The 16,212-nt window shown below is 66.9% G+C and carries 23 protein-coding genes and 1 tRNA gene; 12 read left to right on the forward strand and 12 right to left on the reverse strand.

Annotation, left to right across the window (positions count from 1 at the left end):
* Positions 1-12: 12 nt before the first annotated feature.
* A complete protein-coding gene (locus tag ACZ5IK_RS14450) occupies positions 13-780 on the reverse strand; it encodes a DUF4097 family beta strand repeat-containing protein (protein ID WP_465488103.1) in 768 nt (255 codons plus the stop codon).
* Positions 781-941: 161 nt separating this feature from the next.
* Between ACZ5IK_RS14450 and ACZ5IK_RS14455 the strand changes: the two genes are divergently transcribed.
* Positions 942-1,481, forward strand: coding sequence for a YbhB/YbcL family Raf kinase inhibitor-like protein (locus ACZ5IK_RS14455; protein WP_101611392.1), 540 nt, complete (start codon positions 942-944; stop codon positions 1,479-1,481).
* 86 nt (positions 1,482-1,567) lie between these two features.
* On the opposite strand, the gene ACZ5IK_RS14460 is transcribed toward ACZ5IK_RS14455, so the two are convergent.
* The 3 genes from ACZ5IK_RS14460 to ACZ5IK_RS14470 are packed head-to-tail and all read right to left on the reverse strand — an operon-like array spanning position 1,568 to position 2,912.
* Entirely contained in the window at positions 1,568-2,002 is a 435-nt protein-coding gene (locus ACZ5IK_RS14460; RefSeq protein ID WP_465488104.1) for a GNAT family N-acetyltransferase, read from the reverse strand.
* Positions 2,003-2,024: 22 nt separating this feature from the next.
* Positions 2,025-2,585 (reverse strand): TetR/AcrR family transcriptional regulator, encoded by a 561-nt coding sequence (locus ACZ5IK_RS14465; RefSeq protein ID WP_020632424.1) that lies wholly within the window; start codon positions 2,583-2,585, stop codon positions 2,025-2,027.
* Positions 2,586-2,912, reverse strand: a complete 327-nt coding sequence (locus ACZ5IK_RS14470; protein ID WP_465488105.1) for a DMT family transporter — start codon at positions 2,910-2,912, stop codon at positions 2,586-2,588.
* Positions 2,913-3,081: 169 nt separating this feature from the next.
* Here ACZ5IK_RS14470 and ACZ5IK_RS14475 point away from each other — a divergent pair, with 169 nt between their 5' ends.
* The 3 genes from ACZ5IK_RS14475 to ACZ5IK_RS14485 all read left to right on the forward strand — a co-directional run bounded on the left by ACZ5IK_RS14475 (position 3,082) and on the right by ACZ5IK_RS14485 (position 7,109).
* On the forward strand, positions 3,082-5,364 hold the full coding sequence (locus ACZ5IK_RS14475; RefSeq protein WP_465488106.1) for a (Fe-S)-binding protein: 2,283 nt from the start codon (positions 3,082-3,084) through the stop codon (positions 5,362-5,364).
* Positions 5,365-5,681: 317 nt separating this feature from the next.
* A complete protein-coding gene (locus tag ACZ5IK_RS14480) occupies positions 5,682-6,083 on the forward strand; it encodes a DUF742 domain-containing protein (RefSeq protein WP_465488107.1) in 402 nt (133 codons plus the stop codon).
* Between the two features lie 30 nt (positions 6,084-6,113).
* Positions 6,114-7,109: a cation diffusion facilitator family transporter gene (locus ACZ5IK_RS14485; RefSeq protein ID WP_410662693.1), complete on the forward strand. Its 996-nt coding sequence runs from the start codon at positions 6,114-6,116 to the stop codon at positions 7,107-7,109.
* Here the strand turns inward: ACZ5IK_RS14485 and ACZ5IK_RS14490 are convergent.
* Positions 7,103-7,795, reverse strand: coding sequence for a CAP domain-containing protein (locus ACZ5IK_RS14490; RefSeq protein WP_465488108.1), 693 nt, complete (start codon positions 7,793-7,795; stop codon positions 7,103-7,105). The two genes, ACZ5IK_RS14485 and ACZ5IK_RS14490, sit on opposite strands and share 7 nt — an antisense overlap.
* A gap of 121 nt (positions 7,796-7,916) precedes the next feature.
* Positions 7,917-8,384, reverse strand: coding sequence for a MarR family winged helix-turn-helix transcriptional regulator (locus tag ACZ5IK_RS14495; protein WP_465488109.1), 468 nt, complete (start codon positions 8,382-8,384; stop codon positions 7,917-7,919).
* A gap of 72 nt (positions 8,385-8,456) precedes the next feature.
* On the opposite strand from ACZ5IK_RS14495, the gene ACZ5IK_RS14500 reads away from it, so the two are divergent.
* Positions 8,457-9,020, forward strand: coding sequence for an FAD-dependent oxidoreductase (locus ACZ5IK_RS14500; protein WP_465488110.1), 564 nt, complete (start codon positions 8,457-8,459; stop codon positions 9,018-9,020).
* 14 nt (positions 9,021-9,034) lie between these two features.
* Positions 9,035-9,472, forward strand: coding sequence for an FAD-dependent oxidoreductase (locus tag ACZ5IK_RS14505; RefSeq protein WP_465488111.1), 438 nt, complete (start codon positions 9,035-9,037; stop codon positions 9,470-9,472).
* On the opposite strand, the gene dcd is transcribed toward ACZ5IK_RS14505, so the two are convergent.
* Both dcd and ACZ5IK_RS14515 read right to left on the reverse strand, forming a co-directional pair.
* On the reverse strand, positions 9,469-10,050 hold the full coding sequence (gene dcd / locus ACZ5IK_RS14510; protein WP_016338162.1) for a dCTP deaminase: 582 nt from the start codon (positions 10,048-10,050) through the stop codon (positions 9,469-9,471). The genes ACZ5IK_RS14505 and dcd overlap by 4 nt on opposite strands.
* A 13-nt stretch (positions 10,051-10,063) precedes the next feature.
* A complete protein-coding gene (locus ACZ5IK_RS14515) occupies positions 10,064-11,269 on the reverse strand; it encodes an oxygenase MpaB family protein (protein WP_465488112.1) in 1,206 nt (401 codons plus the stop codon).
* A 111-nt stretch (positions 11,270-11,380) separates the two neighbouring features.
* Here ACZ5IK_RS14515 and ACZ5IK_RS14520 point away from each other — a divergent pair.
* The 3 genes from ACZ5IK_RS14520 to ACZ5IK_RS14530 all read left to right on the forward strand — a co-directional run bounded on the left by ACZ5IK_RS14520 (position 11,381) and on the right by ACZ5IK_RS14530 (position 12,836).
* Positions 11,381-11,451, forward strand: a tRNA-Gly gene (locus ACZ5IK_RS14520).
* Positions 11,452-11,524: 73 nt separating this feature from the next.
* Complete coding sequence (locus tag ACZ5IK_RS14525; RefSeq protein WP_465488113.1) at positions 11,525-12,178, forward strand: YdcF family protein; 654 nt, start codon at positions 11,525-11,527, stop codon at positions 12,176-12,178.
* Positions 12,179-12,311: 133 nt separating this feature from the next.
* On the forward strand, positions 12,312-12,836 hold the full coding sequence (locus tag ACZ5IK_RS14530) for a hypothetical protein (RefSeq protein WP_465488114.1): 525 nt from the start codon (positions 12,312-12,314) through the stop codon (positions 12,834-12,836).
* Here ACZ5IK_RS14530 and ACZ5IK_RS14535 read toward each other — a convergent pair.
* Positions 12,833-13,096 (reverse strand): hypothetical protein, encoded by a 264-nt coding sequence (locus ACZ5IK_RS14535; protein ID WP_465488115.1) that lies wholly within the window; start codon positions 13,094-13,096, stop codon positions 12,833-12,835. The genes ACZ5IK_RS14530 and ACZ5IK_RS14535 overlap by 4 nt on opposite strands.
* Positions 13,097-13,162: 66 nt before the next feature.
* On the opposite strand from ACZ5IK_RS14535, the gene ACZ5IK_RS14540 reads away from it, so the two are divergent.
* Positions 13,163-13,651 carry a GNAT family N-acetyltransferase gene (locus tag ACZ5IK_RS14540; protein WP_465488116.1) on the forward strand — a complete coding sequence of 163 codons (489 nt, stop codon included), beginning with the start codon at positions 13,163-13,165 and terminating at the stop codon, positions 13,649-13,651.
* On the opposite strand, the gene ACZ5IK_RS14545 is transcribed toward ACZ5IK_RS14540, so the two are convergent.
* A complete protein-coding gene (locus ACZ5IK_RS14545; protein WP_465488117.1) occupies positions 13,648-14,301 on the reverse strand; it encodes a hypothetical protein in 654 nt (217 codons plus the stop codon). The genes ACZ5IK_RS14540 and ACZ5IK_RS14545 overlap by 4 nt on opposite strands.
* Before the next feature lie 85 nt (positions 14,302-14,386).
* The gene (locus ACZ5IK_RS14550) at positions 14,387-14,788 is read right to left on the reverse strand and encodes a DUF4279 domain-containing protein (protein WP_101611414.1); all 402 of its coding nucleotides are present in this window, start codon (positions 14,786-14,788) and stop codon (positions 14,387-14,389) included.
* A gap of 36 nt (positions 14,789-14,824) precedes the next feature.
* Between ACZ5IK_RS14550 and ACZ5IK_RS14555 the strand changes: the two genes are divergently transcribed.
* A complete protein-coding gene (locus tag ACZ5IK_RS14555) occupies positions 14,825-15,217 on the forward strand; it encodes a pyridoxamine 5'-phosphate oxidase family protein (protein ID WP_465488118.1) in 393 nt (130 codons plus the stop codon).
* Between the two features lie 32 nt (positions 15,218-15,249).
* Entirely contained in the window at positions 15,250-15,777 is a 528-nt protein-coding gene (locus ACZ5IK_RS14560) for a GNAT family N-acetyltransferase (RefSeq protein ID WP_465488119.1), read from the forward strand.
* On the opposite strand, the gene ACZ5IK_RS14565 is transcribed toward ACZ5IK_RS14560, so the two are convergent.
* Positions 15,774-16,112: an MmcQ/YjbR family DNA-binding protein gene (locus ACZ5IK_RS14565; protein WP_465488120.1), complete on the reverse strand. Its 339-nt coding sequence runs from the start codon at positions 16,110-16,112 to the stop codon at positions 15,774-15,776. The genes ACZ5IK_RS14560 and ACZ5IK_RS14565 overlap by 4 nt on opposite strands.
* Positions 16,113-16,212 lie beyond the last annotated feature (100 nt).

Below are 16,212 nucleotides of genomic sequence, written 5' to 3' on the forward strand. Positions count from 1 at the left end.
CCGATAAGTGCGTCAGGCCGCTTTGACCGAGACGCTTCCGCTGTCCGTGGTGAGATCGAGCTTGTGCTGGGCCGAACCCGACTGGTTCACGTCGATGTCGCGACTGCCGCTGTCGGTGGTGCCGGTGACGTTGTAGTCGCCGGAGGGCACCTTGACCTCGATCGAACCGCTGTCGGTCCGCGCGGTGACGTCCGCGCCCTTGACCAGTTCGAGTTCGATACGGCCGCTGTTGGCGTCGGCCTTCACGTTCCCGCCGAGCCGCTCGCCCTTGATGGCGCCGGAACTCGCGTGGATGTCGACGTCCTGCCCGATGTTCTTCAGTTCGACGCGGCCCGAGTCGGCCTGGACCTTCACGGTGCCGGGTACGTCGCGTACCTCGACCCGTCCCGAGTCGACCTGGATGTCCACAGTGGACACCCCGGCGATCTCCACCGCGCCGGAGTCGACCCGGCCGGTGACCGGGACCCCCGCCGGGACGGTCACGTCGTAGTCGACCTCGCAGTGGTCTCCGCAGCCGGCGAGGACCAGGGTGTCGCCTTCCACGCGGTAGGCGTCGCCGGGCTTGTTCCAGCGGTAGGAGAAGTCCTGGCGGACCACGGCCTGGCCGCCGCCCGAGCGGATCTTGAGCGCCCCGCTGTCGTTCTCGACGCGGACGCTCTTGATCGACTGGGTCAGTTCGGTGGTCGCCGACGCGTCGGACGGCCACCACCAGCCGAGGCCGGTGAGGACGCCGACGCCGATCAGGGCGATGCCTCCGATTGCGAGGAGTGGGCGCGCCATGGTCTTGAGTCCCTCCAGAGCAGGTTTTCGTCTGTCTCGACGCTAAGGGGCGCGCGACGGGTTGGACATAGGGGTAACCCCCGGAATCGTCCCTGAGCCCGCGCCAGGGTCGCCGGGGTCATAACCTGGCGGGGTCATCGGTTCCACGATCAGGAGGACGCATGCCGCAGGCACCCGATCCGTACGATTTCCTGCCCGATCTGCCTGCCTTCACCTTGAGCAGCACCGACATCGAAGAAGGCGGCTTCCTGCCGACGCCCCAGCTCTCCGGGATCTTCGGCGCGGGCGGCGAAGATCGTTCCCCGCAGCTGTCCTGGACCGGCTTCCCCGCCGAGACCAAGAGCTTCGCCGTCACCTGCTACGACCCCGACGCTCCCACCGCGAGCGGATTCTGGCACTGGGCGGTGTTCGACATCCCCGCTTCGGTGAACGCGCTCGCGGCGAACGCGGGCGACGAGGCGGGCTCCGGCCTGCCGGCGGGTGCCGTCACCCTGAAGGGGGACGGCGGTGTGAAGCAGTTCCTCGGGGCCGCCCCGCCGCCCGGGCACGGGCCGCACCGGTACATCTTCGCGGTGCACGCTGTCGACGTCGAAAAGCTGGACGTCGGCGAAGACGCCACGCCGGCTCTTCTCGGCTTCAACCTCTTCAGTCACGCCATCGCGCGGGCGTCGCTCACGGCGCTGCACGAGAACAAGGGCTGACCGGCTTCAGGGGCTGAAGGACGCTTTCACCGCATGCGACGTGGTGAAAGCGTCCTTCGCCGCGTGCCATGCGGGGAAAGTCCCCTTCAGCTCTGCCCGTTGGGTCGGGACCGCTCCATGTACTGCCCCTCCGGCGGATCGCCGAAGCCGAACGGCCGGTACAGCTCGTGCGCGTCGGCGGTGTGCAGCATCCACCGGAACTCCGCGCCCGGCCCGTTGTCGATCATCTCCCGGACCAGTTCCTTGCCGAGCCCCGCGCCGCGCGCGTCTTCGAGGACGAAGACGTCCGCCAGGTAGGCGCTGCCGATGGTGTCCGAAAACGCCCGCGCGAAGCCGACCAGGCGGCCAGTCGAAGCCTCGTACGCGCCGACGACGCGCCACGCGTTCCGGAAGACCGTCTCGATCATCTCGCGGTCTCGCCACTTGCCCCAGTAGACGCTGGTGGACAGGCACTTCCACACCACGTCGAGGTCCACCCGAGCCGGGTCGTCGTCCAGTTCGTAAGCACCGACAGTCCTCATGATCCGCAAGTTACCCGGCAGGTCAACGAGGTTTCAGCAGGTAGTCCACCACCGGCCGCAGCTCGTCCGCGGACGGCGGCTCGTCGTCGATGAGGCCCTGGATCAGGAGGCCGTCGATACCGGCGAGGAACACCCGGAACGCGACCTCGTCGTCGTGCCGGACCATCGAGGTCAGCACGTCCAGCCAGCGCCGCGCGGCGGGCCGCAGCTCGGGTTTGCGCGCGGCCAGCAGGTACAGCTCGTACTCCGCCATCGTCCGCCCGCGCCGCGGGCCCAGCGCCTCGGCGAGCAGTCCGGCGACCTCTTCCGCGCCGCGGCTGCCGCGTGAACGGGCCCTGTCGATCATCCAGTAGACCTCGGTCGCCATATCCCTCGCGCACGAGATGAGGGTCGCGATCAGCAGGTCGTCGAGGCTGGAGAAGTGATAGGTCGTCGACGCGGTCGGCACACCCGCCTCGGTGGCGACCGTCCGATGGGTGACCCCGGCGACGCCGTCGCGCTCGATCACCCGCAGCGCGGCCGCGATGATCTCCTCGCGCCGCTTCTCGCCCCTGGCCTTTCGGCCGTCGACCTGGATCTTCACTTAGTGCGCGCTCCCTACCTCGATCAACACGACACCGCCGACCACCAGCGCCAGCCCGGCGATCACGGCGAAGTTGACCGGCTCCTTGAAGAAGACGATGCCGACGGCCGCCACCAGCGCGACGCCTGCCGCGGCCCAGATCGCGTAGGCGACGCTCACCGGCACGCCCGCCTTCAGAACGTACGCGAGCGCGACGAACGCGAAGGCGTATCCGGCCACCACGACGATCGACGGTCCCAGCTTGCTGAAGCCCTCGGAGAGCTTCAACGAGACCGTGGCGGTCACCTCGGCGGCGATGGCGAAAGCGAGGAGAAGGTACGCACCCATGTCACAAAAACTACCTGGACGATCGTCTTAAAACAAAGAGAGGCGTACACCACATCGGTGGGACTTGGGCGCGGTCAGTGGGTTACCCATCAGTAAGAAGCATTAGTCTGCCCGAACCACACTCTGCCCACCCACCACATGGCTTCACTCGGACGAAAGGCACCCGACGATGGGCGCTGTACAGCTGACGCTCGGCGGGATCGCGGTCCTGCTCGGCGTCGTCGCCTGGGGAATGTTCTTCGCGACCATCGCCCGCTTCGTGCGGGTGATCCGCCTCGGTCAGCCGGACTCGACCCGCAACGGCCCGTTCGTGCCGCGGATGAAGACCTTGATCAAGGAATTCGCCGCGCACACCCGCATGAACAAGGTCAAGAGCGTCGGCCCGGCGCACTGGCTGGTCATGTGGGGCTTCCTGATCGGGTCGCTCGCCCTGTTCGAGGCGTACGGCGAGGTCTTCGTGCCGACCTGGGGCTGGCCCATCCTCGACGACTGGTCACTGTTCCAGCTGCTCATGGAACTGCTCGGCGTCGGCACCATCGTCGGCATCCTGGTGCTGATCTGGGTCCGCCAGAAGAACCACCCGCGCCGTGCCGACAGGCAGTCACGCTTCCAGGGCTCCAACTTCAAGTGGGCGTACTTCATCGAAGCCGTCGTGCTCATCGAGGGCATCGGCATCATCGGTGTCCGCGCCGCGAAGTCCGCGCTGAACGTCCACGAAACCCCGGTCTGGGCCGCGTTCGTCTCGCATCCGATCGGTGAGCTGCTGCCCGCCAGCCCGAACCTGGTCTCGGTGTTCGCGTTCGTCAAGCTGATGAGCGCCACGATCTGGCTCATCGTCATCGCGCGCACGATGACCATGGGTATCGCCTGGCACCGGTTCAGCGCCTTCTTCAACATCTACTTCAAGCGCGAGGCCGACGGCGGTGTCGCCCTCGGCGCGCTCAAGCCGATGATGAGCAACGGCAAGGTGCTCGACCTCGAAGAGGCGGACCCCGACGAGGACACCTTCGGCGTCGGCAAGGTCGAGGACTTCAGCTGGAAGGGCTGGCTGGACTTCTCCACCTGTACCGAATGCGGCCGCTGCCAGTCGCAGTGCCCCGCGTGGAACACCGGCAAGCCGCTTTCGCCGAAGCTGCTCATCACGCAGCTTCGCGACCACGCCTACGCGAAGGCGCCGTACCTGCTCGCGGGCGGTAAGCGCGACATGGCGGGTGACGAGGTCGGCTTGTCAGGTGACGACATGTACGCGGGCATCGACGTCCTCGCGATCGCGGAGTCCCAGAAGGCGCTCATCGGCGACGACGGCGGCATCATCGACCCCGAGGTGCTGTGGTCCTGCACCTCCTGCGGTGCTTGCGTCGAGCAGTGCCCGGTGGACATCGAGCACGTCGACCACATCGTCGACATGCGCCGCTACCAGGTGATGATCGAGTCCTCGTTCCCCAGCGAGCTCAACGGGATGTTCAAGAACCTGGAGAACAAGGGCAACCCGTGGGGCCAGAACGCCAAGGACCGGCTCGCCTGGACCGAGGACCTGGAGTTCGAGGTGCCGGTGTTCGACGGCGACCTCGGCGACGCCGAGTACCTCTTCTGGGTCGGCTGCGCCGGTGCGTTCGAGGACCGCGCGAAGAAGACCACGCGGGCCGTCGCGGAGCTGCTGCACATCGCGGGCGTCAAGTACACGGTGCTCGGCTCGGAGGAGTCCTGCACCGGTGACCCGGCCCGCCGCGCGGGCAACGAGTTCCTGTTCCAGATGCTGGCGCAGCAGAACGTCGAGGTCCTGAACTCGGTCTTCGAGGGCCGCGAACGCAAGGCGCGCAAGGTGGTCGTCACCTGTGCCCACTGCTTCAACACCCTCGCGAACGAGTACCCGGAACTGGGCGGCCAGTTCGACGTCGTGCACCACACGCAACTGCTCAACCGCCTGGTGCGGGAGAAGCACCTGACCCCGGTGGCCGCGGTCGCCGAGGACGTGACTTACCACGACCCCTGCTACCTGGGCCGCCACAACAAGGTCTACGACGCTCCGCGCGAGCTCGTCACCGCTTCGGGCGCGCAGCTGCGGGAGATGCCGCGGCACGGCGACCGGTCGATGTGCTGTGGCGCCGGTGGCGCGCGGATGTGGATGGAAGAGAAGATCGGCAAGCGGATCAACGTCGAGCGCGTGGATGAGGCGCTCGGCACCGCGCCGTCGAAGATCGCGACCGGCTGCCCGTTCTGCAAGGTGATGCTCAATGACGGCCTCACCGCACGGCAGAGCGACGGCCAGGCGAGCGAAAAGGTCGAGATCGTCGACGTCGCGCAGCTGCTGCTGACCGCCGTCAAGCGCAAGCCGGAACCGCAACTCGTCCCGGCGGGAGCGCCGTCCTTGGACGCCGTCCCAGATGCTGAACTCGACGAGAAGACCGAAGCGCCTGCCAGCGAAACGCCTCCTTCGGAGGAAGACAAGTAGAACCTCGAGGCCGGAGGGGACATTCTCTCGCACATAATGCGAGAGAATGTTCCCTCTTGTTTTATCCCGTCCGGACCATTCCGTCCCGTTACCCGTTCGGCGGTACACGGCAACGATAAGCTGGCGTTTCCTCGTTGCCGTTGTCCGTCTGCGAGGTTTCTTTAGGCGGCACGGCTCTGGGTCTGAAATAAGGGGCGAGGAAATCAATGGGTAACCGGCACGAACTCCGTCAGCGCAAGGAACACCGCCTCGCGACGCCGGGATCGTCGACCCCTCGCCCGATGGCCCGCCTCCCATCGGCCGCGGCACTCGCCCGGATGGCTCAGGAAGCGACCATCCCCAGCATCCCGGCCGCCCGGCGGCCGCCGCGACAGGAACGGCAACGCACGCGCGTCCGCCCGTACGTTCGCACGGGCGGACGCACGCAGTCCAAGCGGAACTTCGCCATCGAAGCGATGATTTCCGTCCGGAACGACGCGCCATGGAGCGCTCCGGGGTTCAGCGTCGAATTCCATTCGGTCCGATCACTGTGCCGCCGTCCGACTTCTGTCGCGGAAGTAGCCGCGTCACTATGCGTTCCACTCGGCGTTGCAAAGGTCCTTTTGGGTGACATGGCCGAACTCGGCTTGGTTACCGTTCATGAAACGCAAGCTGAATTCGACGGTCATCCGGCACTCGCCTTGATGGAACGCGTGCTGCAGGGTTTGCGTCGCCTGTGAGATCGGCGCACTCGCACTACGCTACGCAAGGTGAGTGAAGAATCCGGCGACGAAAGCACCTTGACCGTAGTGCTGGCGGGTGGGGTGAACCTCGCCATCGCGGTGCTGAAACTGATCGCCGGGATCATCACCGGCTCCGGCGCGATGCTGTCCGAAGCCGCGCACTCGGTGGCCGACACGATCACCGAAGTACTCCTGCTGACAGCGCTGAAACGCTCGGACCGCCCCGCAGACCGCGTCCACCCCTTCGGTTACGGCAAGGAACGGTACTTCTGGTCGCTGCTCGCGGCGGTGTCGATCTTCGCCTCCGGCGCGATGTTCGCGCTCTACGAAGGCTTCTCGACGGTGTTCGGCGAAGCGACCGAGCAGACCGATCCGATCGTCGGCTACGTCGTCCTCGCGATCGCCTTCGTCCTCGAATCCGTCTCGTGGTTCCAAGCCGTGCGGCAGGTGCGGCGCGACGCCGCCGAAGCGGGCCAGAAGATCTCGGTCTACCTGCGGATGATCGACGACCCGGCGCCGAAGACCGTCCTGTTCGAGGACTCGGCGGCGCTGATCGGCCTGCTGCTCGCGTTCGCCGGGATCGGGCTGCACCAGCTCACCGGATCGCATGTCTGGGACGGTGCGGCGTCGATCGCGATCGGGGTGCTGCTGGCGCTCGTCGCCTACGTGCTCGGGCGCACCAACCGCGGCCTGCTGATCGGCAGGCAGGCGGATCCGAGGCTGGTGCGCGCGGTGCGGGACCACCTGGTGGGCGCGCCCGAGATCGAGGCCGTCGTCGACCTGCAGACCATGCTGATGGGCACCGATCAGGTGCTCGTCTGCGCTCGCGTCGACTTCGACGACGCGCTGGGCGCGGCGGACGTCGAACGTGCCTGCGTCCGGATGGCCGCCGAACTGACGCGGACGTTCGGTGACATCACCGAGGTGTTCATCGAACCGGTCCCGCGCACGGATCCCGAGCTGCGCGCGGCGGTTCTGGCCCGCTACGGCGACATCGCGGAACGATGGGACAAGGGTCAGTAGCCGAAGTTCTGCGTCCAGTACATGCCCTTGGTGTTGACGCCGACGCCGATCTTCTTCAGCTTGCAGTTGAGGATGTTCGCGCGGTGGCCCTCGGAGTTCATCCAGGCGTCCATCACCTTGGCGGCGTTCGACTGTCCCTTGGCGATGTTCTCGGCGCCGGGCTTGTCGTAGCCGGCGGCCCGGATGCGCTGGTCGAACGTGGTGCCTTCCGGCGTGGTGTGCGAGAAGTAGTTCCGGGCCGACATGTCGTCACTGTGTCCCTGCGCGGCCGCGGCGAGATGCGACTCGTTGCTCACCGGCGAGCAGCCCGCGTCGGCGCGCTCGGCGTTGACGAGGTCGATGACCTGACCGGCGAGCGAACTGTCCTGCGAGCGAGGCGGCACGGGAGCCTTGCTCGAGGTGGGCTTCGGAGCCTCGGAAGTTTGAGCGGGCGGCTCAGCCGCGGCGGAGGACGAGCTGGGCGGGGCGGAGAAGGTCGTGGGAGCTTCAGAAGACGGTGCCGGAGCGGGCTGACCGGGCGCGGGGTCGCCTGGCGCCGGAGCGGTCGTTTGGCCGAAGTAGGCGGGAGGCTTCGCGAGCGCGTCGCCGGGTCTGCCCTTGGTGTCCGGGATGCTCAACGACAGGTTACTCAGTGCCGTCCCCTGAAAACGGTCGGTCACCATCAGGTAGCTCGCGCTGGCGATCACCCCGCCCAACAGAACGCTGAGTGTGACAAGCAGTAACCGGCTTCGTGTTCTATTGGGGGACACGAGGCCGAAAACTATCACGAACTGGTTACGGCAATACCCCCGAAAGTAGTAATACCGGTCAACGGTCGCGCTGGGTGATCAACCCCGTGGACTCGTTCGTGATCGTCGTGGCGTCGCCCAGGAACCGGATCACCGTCTCCAGCTCACTGTCCGTGTACTTCTCGCAGGCCTCGCGGACCGACTTCACCAGGTGATCCCACATCGGCGCGGCCGAGGCCATCATCGCCCCGTCGATCTCGATGAGCACCTTTCGCCGATCCTCGGGGTGCGGCTTCCGCGCGACGATCCCCTTGCCCTCGAGCCTGTCGATGAGCGCGGTGATCGACGCCGGCGCGAGCCCCGAGAGCTGCGAAAGCGCCTTCGGCGTCTGCGGGCCGAAGCGAGCGAGGTAGTCGGCCACCTTGCTCTCCACCGCCGAAAGGCCGCTCCGCTCGGCGATCGCCGTGTGGAACATGACCGTCTCGGTGGACAGGGCCCGCGACCCGTTGAGGATCCGCTCGACCAGTTCCGCCCGCTCGCTTGACACGTCGACCAGCCTAGCGGAGTCTTTAGTTCGATAGAACGAATTAGTTTCTAAGAGATTCGATGGGTGAACTACATGGCGAAGGTACTGGTCGCCGGCGGGGGTATCGCGGGCACGATCACGGCGATCGCACTGCACGAGACGGGCCACGAACCGGTGATCCACGAGGCGTACGACCGGACCGCCGAGGGCGTCGGCGCGTTCCTGACGCTCGCGGTGAACGGACTCGACGCGCTGGCGCCACTGGGCCTGAAAGAGCTGGTCAAAGACCTGGGATTCGACACGCCGCAGATCAAAATGCACGTGGGGAACGGGCGCGAGGTGGCGGATTTCGCGCTCGGCGGGCGTCTGGAAGACGGCACCCTGAGCCAGACCGTGCTGCGCTCCGACCTGTACGTCGCCCTTCGCGACGAAGCGGTGAGACGCGGCATCGAAGTCCGCTATGGCAAACGTTTGGCAGACGCACGAGAGACCGCTTCCGGTGTGCTCGCGACGTTCGAGGACGGCTCGTCGTCCGAGGGCGACCTGCTGGTCGGCGCGGACGGGCTCCGGTCGCGAGTGCGGGAGATCATCGACCCGCGGGCCATGAGCCGTCCGCTGCCGACCTCGCCGCGACGACCGGCTGGCGCGAGGACCTGATCCGGCAACTCGCGGTGGACCGCACCCCTGCCGTCGAGATCGTGCGCGCGACGCGGGAGATCTACCGGCCGTGGGCGACCTACGACTTCCCGACCGTGCCGACCTGGCGGACGGACCAGATGGTCATCATCGGCGACGCCGCCCACGCGACCTCACCGGCGGCGGGCCAAGGCGCCGCGATGGCCATCGAAGACGCCGTCACGCTGGCGCGCTGCCTGCGTGACGTGCCCTCGATCCCGAAAGCTCTCGCCGCCTACGAAGGACTACGCCGCGAGCGCGTCGAGGCCGTCGTCGAGCGCGGTAAGCGCAACGGCGACGCGAAGGCGGTCGGGTCCGTCGGACGGGTGATCCGGGACTTCTTCATCGCGCGGGCGTTCAAGAACCCGCCGAAGGAGGATCCGAACGCCTTCATGTGGCAGCACCGGATCGACTGGGAAGCCCCCGTCGGCTAACGCCAGGTGTCCACGCGGTGGAAGTTCTTGTACGCACGGCTCGGGGTCGGTCCGCGCTGCCCCTGGTAGCGCGAGCCCGCCTCGTTCGAGCCGTACGGGAACTCCGCGGCGCTGGACAGGCGGAAGATGCAGAGCTGGCCGATCTTCATCCCCGGCCAGAGCGTGATCGGCAGGTTGGCCACGTTGGACAGTTCCAGCGTGATGTGGCCGGAGAAGCCGGGGTCGATGAAGCCCGCGGTGGAGTGCGTGAGCAGGCCGAGGCGGCCGAGGGAGGACTTGCCCTCCAGACGGCCGGCGAGGTCGTCGGCGAGCGTGACGGTCTCGTAGGTGGAGCCGAGCACGAACTCGCCGGGGTGGAGCACGAAGGGGTCTTCGCCCTCCTTCTCGACCAGCGACGTCAGCTCGTCCTGCTGGAGCTGCGGGTCGATATGCGTGTACTTGCTGTTGTCGAACACGCGGAAGAAGCGGTCGAGGCGCACGTCGATGCTCGACGGCTGGACCATCGTCGGGTCGAACGGGTCGACGCCGAGACGGCCGGCGTCGAGCTCTTTACGGAGGTCACGGTCGCTGAGGAGCACGAGATCAGCGTAGTCAAGCGGCCTTCATGTGCCTGCCGTAGGTGGGGTCGAGCCGGAAGACCTTGGTGACCTGCCGGAGGTAATGGCGCCGCCCGGCCGCTCCGATCAGTTCCTGGAGGGCCGTCGCCCCAGGCACCACCCGCCGGACCGTCTCGGCGGCGAAGTTGACTCCCGCCACCGCGACCACGGCCGCCTGCGCGATCAGATCGTCGGGCAGCTCCAGGAAGTCGGCGTTGGACTTGCCGAGGAGAAGCCTGCTGATCGCCCCGTGCCCCGCGACCGACACGTGGGCGAGGACCTTGCCGAGCGCGCCGCGGCCGTCACCGATCCCGGCGTGGGACTTCATGAGCGCCGCGGCGAGCCGCTTGGAGTCGTCGTCGGGGATGAACTCGGTGGTGGCGAGCAGCCACAGCAGACGCCAGGCGTCTTCCTCGCCGGCGGGCAGGAGTTCCTCGTCGACTCCCATCAACCAGCCGACGTAACGCCAAAGGTGCAGGATGTCGGCGCGCTCGCGGTCGCTGTAGCGGAGCCCGAGCAGTTGCGTGCCGAAGACGTAGACGAGGGAGAAGAGCAGGAGCGTGCCCGCGGTCTGGACCTGATTGACCGGCCTGTCCCAGGCGGCGTAATCCCAGTCCTTGCGGCGATTCATGGCCGCGCGGACGTGCGCGTGCACCACCCGCACCCGCAACGCGGACTCGTACCCGCGCCCGCCGAGCACCAGCGCGCCCGGCGTGGTCACGTGAATCCACCAGGTCGCCGTCTCGACGAGACGCTGCGCCGCCTTGTACTCGATCTCACCGGTACCGACGAGCGACTTCGTCGCGCGCGACGCGAGATACCCGCCCATCAGCGAAACGTCACCGAGCGGGAAGAGGCCGAGCAACCCGGCACGCGTGATCGCCCGCGCCCCACGGTCGAGGCGATCCGGGTCGACCCAGTACGGCGTCGCCTCGACGTTGCGGAAGAAGGCTTCGAGCTCCTCCGGCGGCTCCTCGACGCTGTCGATGCCTTGCCGGAGCGCCTGTTCGAACTGCCCTTGGGCGCCCTTTCGCAGCAGCGGCACCAGCACGTCGGCCGCCGGATCCTCCCGCTGCGCGAACTTCCGCAACCGGGCCACCTGGCGCTCGTCACCCCTGATGTCGCCCTCGATGAACAACCTCGACGCGACCCGGAACCCGCCTTGCCGGAACAGCTCGGGGTCAGGCAGCCTCTCGCCCATCCGGATCACCTCCGATGTAGACAACAAGTGTTGTCACTTGAAGGTGGCGACGTCAAGGTGGGCGGGGTCTTGGCAGGGAGAGATCCGGACCATGTATGCTGGCCGAGCACTGCGGATGTAGTTCAATGGTAGAACATCAGCTTCCCAAGCTGAATACGCGGGTTCGATTCCCGTCATCCGCTCTCACGCGAAGCCCCAGGTCAGTGGATGTCCACTTAGGACCTGGGGCTTTCGCTTTGTCCGGGGAGTCCCCTGATGACCGAGACCCTGCCGGATGATCTCCGCACCGACGTCCAGACGCTCTGGGACTACCACGACATGCACCACGCACCCCGGCCCTCCGACGTCGGGATCGGACTCGGCAGCCATGACCTCGGCGTCGCGACTTACACCGCGGAGTTGTTTCAGACCGGGATGTTCCCGCTCATCGTCTTCACCGGAGCCAACGCGCCGACCACCGTTGAGCGGTTCCCGCGCGGCGAAGCGGTGCACTACCGCGAACACACGCTTGAGTTGGGCGTGCCGGACGACGCGATCCTGATCGAGCCCGAAGCGCGGAACACCGGGGACAACATCACGCTCACGCGGCGACTACTGGAGTCACGCGGCATCGCGGTCGGGTCGGTTGTTCTTGTTTCCCGGCCATATCAACAGCGGCGCGCTTATGCGACTTGCAAGAAGCTCTGGCCCGAGGTCGACGTTATCTGCGCTTCCCGGCCATTGCCGCTGGATGACTACATCGAGAGCATCGGCGACGTGGACCGGGTCGTCAACATGCTCGTCGGTGACACCCAACGGATCACCGTCTACGCCGAACGCGGCTTCGCGGTCCAGCAGGAAGTTCCGGTCAACGTCGAAGAAGCTTACGGTCGCCTAGTCCGTGCAGGGTTCCGGAAACGCCTTATCTAACTCGGCCAGAACCACCGGACCCGCCGCTGAATTCGTGACCGGGCGGCCCTGGCCGCAATCGTCCACGCCACCGGTCATTCGCGAACCACTCGGTTGGGGACCCCTCCCCACTGTCCCCACTACCTTCTGCACCGTGCGGAGAAAATCGAGCGACAGCACCGCGGCGGCCTTGCTGCCCCTCCTGGCGGGGTCGCTGATACTTCCGCTCCTGATGGTCGGCGTGATCTTCCTCCTCGTCGGCCTCAACGCGGGCAGCGGCCCGGGGCCGTACACCGTCGTTTTCGCCAAGGCGGGCGACGAATGCGAGACGATCGGGCAGTACCTCGACGCCTCCTCAGGCGAGCCGCTGAGATGCATCGGTCCTGGAGGGTTCCGGACGTCCTCGATCGAATTCCCCGGTTTCTCTCAAGAGCAGAACGATGAGGTGCGCCGCTGGCTGACCACGTTGCTGGAGGACGGCGATCTGAGCGTCTTCGATCAGCGTGCGATCCAGGGCAGGGTCGAGGGGATCACGGCTGAATTGCCGCCCGGAGCGCGGGTCGAGCGGAAGTCCGGCACGACAGAGATCTGGATCGGCGCGGGTTTGACGGGTGCCGGGCTGCTCTTGGGCTCAGGCTTCGCCTGGCGGTGGTTTCGGAACCGCCGGAACGGTTTTTAGCCGCAGAGCGGCAAACTGTCCAGGTTGTTCCGCAAGGTCGCGTCGGCCGCGGACTTCAGCGTGCCGACACCGCAGGTGCATGCCCATTTCCGCACATAGGCTTTGCGGCCGTCGGCGTCGGTGAAGTACCGATCGCCGTTGTCCATCGACGTGTAGACGTCGTCGACCCGCAGCACATCGTCGCCGCGGCCGACGGCCAGGATGTGGCCACCGGTGGCGCAGCCGGTCTGGACGGTGCAGACGATCTCGTACTCGGCCATCCGAACTCCTCGGGTCGCAAGAAAGTCGGGTGAGGCGGAGTGGTTGTTACGGGTAGCGTGCGGGACATGGAGATCCGGGGGTTCACCGACGACGACTGGGGTCAGGTGTGGCCGATCGTGCGCGAAGTAGTGCGCGCGGCGGACACGTACACCTACGACCCGGACCTCACCGAGGAAGACGCTCGCAAGACCTGGGTCGAGACGCCGCCGGGCCGGACGGTGGTCGCGGTCGAGGGCGGCAGGGTGCTCGGCACGGCAAAGATGAGCCCGAACCGCGGCGGACCCGGATCACATGTGTCGACGGCCAGTTTCATGGTCGACAAGGACGTTCGCGGCAAGGGTATCGGCGGTGCGCTGTGCGCGGACGCCCTGGATTGGGCCAGGGAACAGGGTTTCGCGGGGATGCAGTTCAACGCGGTCGCCGAGTCGAACGTGGCCGGGATCCGGATCTACGAGCGGCTCGGGTTCGAGATCGTCGGAACGGTGCCGGGCGCGTTCGAGCACCCGACGCTGGGGCGCATCGGGCTGCACGTCATGTACTGCGACTTCGCCTAGCCCTCGACGAGTTCCCACGGCGCGTCGGCGCTCGGACGGTCGTAGACCTGGCCGGGTGCGGCGCTCAGGACCAGGGCGACGTCCGGGTAGAGCGTGACGGCGTGCTCCATCTCCAGGGCTTCGACCTCGAAATCCTCGTCCTCCGGCACCTGGAAACCGACGAGCAGCCAGCTGCCGTCGGCCTCGCGCACGACCTGGCGCACGGCGCGGACCGGGGCGGCGGGGTCGGTGGAGATCTCGGCGAGTTCGGTGCTCACCTGGACTTCTTCCAGCGGCGAGCCCGGATGCGTCCACGCGGCGAGGCGGGCGGCGCGTACGAGGAGGTCTTCGTCGTCGTCATCCGAGTCGGCGACCGAGCTCAGCAGCCAAGCGCGCCGTTCCGGGTCCCAGTCGGCGGCCATGCCGGTGGGGAGGACGGCGAGGGCGGCGATTTCGGGGATGAGGTCGACAGCGTCCTTCAGAGGCAGCGCGCCGAAAGCGTCGCGGTTGAGTTCCATGTCCTCGGAGAACTCGTTGCCGTCGCTGATGAACCAGTCACCGTCGTCGTCGAGCACGACGAACGCGAGATTCGACGGGTCCTCCACCAGCGACCGGGAGATGATGACCGGCGACTCCGGATCCTGACGCAGCGGCCAGTTCTCGCTCGACATGCTGGGCTCCCAACGGGGTTGTCCGGCTGTGGGGCACCATCCCACCATCTCCGGAGTTCCCGCCGCGCACCGGCTCAGCGGAAGCTCATTCGCTGAGGTCGTACTCGTCGACGTCCAGTGCGGCGGCGGCTTCGGTGAGGAACGCGAGCACGGCCGGCGAGAGGTGCCAGCCGAATTCCTCGTCACCGTCCCGGTGATGGAAGTAGCGCACCACCTGCAGCACCGCGCTCACACCCTCGTCCACCAGCTTCCTGATCCCCGGGCGGACCGGCGCGAGCCTGCCGATCACGCTCTCTATCTGGTCGTCGACCGGTCCCGAACCGCGATGCGTCACCTTCCACGTGTGCATCCGCGGCAACCGATGTTCGGCGGACCGCGAACCCAGTACCAGGGCCTCGTCGGGCGCCATGCCGAGCCGCGCGGTGATCTCCCCGGCGGACACGGTTTCGCTCTTCAAGGCGAAGTAGCAGTACTGGTGGACCTTCATACGCCCGGCACCCTAGCTTTCGGGCAGGCTGACCAGGTGAAACGTGATCAATCGCTTATCGAACGCCTCGCGCGGGAGCGCAATGTCTGGTTGTGCACGCTCCGCCGGGACGGTTCGCCGCACGTCACGCCGGTGTGGTTCGTGTATCTCGACGACGTCTTCTGGATCGGCAGCGGCGAGCGGAACGTGAAAGTGCGCAACGTCGGCAACGACCAGCGCGTCAGCCTCGCCCTCGAGGACGGCGACGCCCCCGCGGTCGCCGAAGGCCTGGCACGCGTCCATCGAGGGGATCTCCGCGAAGACGTTCTCATGGCACTCGCGGCGAAGTACGACGGTTGGGCGGCGGGGAGGGAAATCGAGCCGTTCGGCGCCCGAGTGCTCATAGAAGTCCCCGTAAAGCGGTGGCTGCTCGAGGGTGTCGCCCAATAGTCTGGAAAGTCCGATACCGATGGGGATGGACGATGCTGACCGGTGAACTGATCCGTCTGCGGCCGCTGGAGCCCGAGGACGCGGACACGCTGTGGCGCTGGAACAACGACCCGGAGGTCATGCGCTGGATGATGGCGGACCATCCTGAATCGCTCGCCCAGATCCGCGAGCGCTTCGCCAAGCGGAAGCCCAACAGCTACGCGCAGGCGGACTTCGCGATCGAGAGCCTCGCCGTCGGCACGCTGATCGGCACCGCCTCCCTGCGGGACGCCACCCCGGAACAGGGCCGCGCCGAACTCGACATCTACCTCGGCGAGAAGGATCACTGGGGCGGCGGCTACGGCACCGACGCCATGCGCACGCTCTGCCGCTACGGCTTCGAGATGATGCGGCTGCACATGATCGCGCTGTGGGTCGTCGTCGACAACGAGGCCGCGATCCACATCTACAAGAAGCTCGGGTTCCAGGTGGACGGCAGGCATCGGCAATCGTTCCGCGGCCAGAACGGCCAGTGGCACGACGAGTACCTGATGAGCCTGCTCGAAGGGGAACTCCGCTAGTCGCCCAGACCTTTCGTGAGCCTGGCGGGTGCCTTCATCCGCCAGGCCTCCTCGATGAGCTCACGCAACTGCGCCGTCTCGACCTTCTCGAGGTCGACGAGGATCGCGCCGTAGCCGTCGTAATGAGGCGTGGTGAAGTACGCGGGGTCTCCGGAGGCCAGCAGGGCCTCCTTCTCCGCGTGCTCGCACAGCAGCATCAGCCCGCCCTCGGCCTCGGTGCGCAGCCGGGCGAAGTTCTTGCCCGCGACCTTGAGCGACGGCGTGCGATACGACGTCGACTCCTCGACCTCCGGCAGCCTGCCGGCCAGGTCCACGACTTCTTCCCAGGTCGTCATGGCGGACATTGTGCCCTGGGTCACTGACAAATCCACCCCCGAAGACGTCATGAAAGGGGCTTTCAGGACATTTTTCGTCCTGAAAGCCCCTTTCATGACA

It is taken from the genome of Amycolatopsis sp. NPDC031561 (assembly GCF_055580625.1).

What these genes read in the sequence shown, in the direction of transcription:
- ACZ5IK_RS14450 (WP_465488103.1), bottom strand. Translation starts at nt 780, where the DNA reads ATGGCGCGCCCACTCCTCGCAATCGGAGGCATCGCCCTGATCGGCGTC.
- ACZ5IK_RS14455 (WP_101611392.1), top strand. Translation starts at nt 942, where the DNA reads ATGCCGCAGGCACCCGATCCGTACGATTTCCTGCCCGATCTGCCTGCC.
- ACZ5IK_RS14460 (WP_465488104.1), bottom strand. Translation starts at nt 2,002, where the DNA reads ATGAGGACTGTCGGTGCTTACGAACTGGACGACGACCCGGCTCGGGTG.
- ACZ5IK_RS14470 (WP_465488105.1), bottom strand. Translation starts at nt 2,912, where the DNA reads ATGGGTGCGTACCTTCTCCTCGCTTTCGCCATCGCCGCCGAGGTGACC.
- ACZ5IK_RS14475 (WP_465488106.1), top strand. Translation starts at nt 3,082, where the DNA reads ATGGGCGCTGTACAGCTGACGCTCGGCGGGATCGCGGTCCTGCTCGGC.
- ACZ5IK_RS14480 (WP_465488107.1), top strand. Translation starts at nt 5,682, where the DNA reads ATGGCTCAGGAAGCGACCATCCCCAGCATCCCGGCCGCCCGGCGGCCG.
- ACZ5IK_RS14500 (WP_465488110.1), top strand. Translation starts at nt 8,457, where the DNA reads ATGGCGAAGGTACTGGTCGCCGGCGGGGGTATCGCGGGCACGATCACG.
- ACZ5IK_RS14515 (WP_465488112.1), bottom strand. Translation starts at nt 11,269, where the DNA reads ATGGGCGAGAGGCTGCCTGACCCCGAGCTGTTCCGGCAAGGCGGGTTC.
- ACZ5IK_RS14525 (WP_465488113.1), top strand. Translation starts at nt 11,525, where the DNA reads ATGACCGAGACCCTGCCGGATGATCTCCGCACCGACGTCCAGACGCTC.
- ACZ5IK_RS14535 (WP_465488115.1), bottom strand. Translation starts at nt 13,096, where the DNA reads ATGGCCGAGTACGAGATCGTCTGCACCGTCCAGACCGGCTGCGCCACC.
- ACZ5IK_RS14540 (WP_465488116.1), top strand. Translation starts at nt 13,163, where the DNA reads ATGGAGATCCGGGGGTTCACCGACGACGACTGGGGTCAGGTGTGGCCG.
- ACZ5IK_RS14545 (WP_465488117.1), bottom strand. Translation starts at nt 14,301, where the DNA reads ATGTCGAGCGAGAACTGGCCGCTGCGTCAGGATCCGGAGTCGCCGGTC.
- ACZ5IK_RS14550 (WP_101611414.1), bottom strand. Translation starts at nt 14,788, where the DNA reads ATGAAGGTCCACCAGTACTGCTACTTCGCCTTGAAGAGCGAAACCGTG.
- ACZ5IK_RS14560 (WP_465488119.1), top strand. Translation starts at nt 15,250, where the DNA reads ATGCTGACCGGTGAACTGATCCGTCTGCGGCCGCTGGAGCCCGAGGAC.
- ACZ5IK_RS14565 (WP_465488120.1), bottom strand. Translation starts at nt 16,112, where the DNA reads ATGACGACCTGGGAAGAAGTCGTGGACCTGGCCGGCAGGCTGCCGGAG.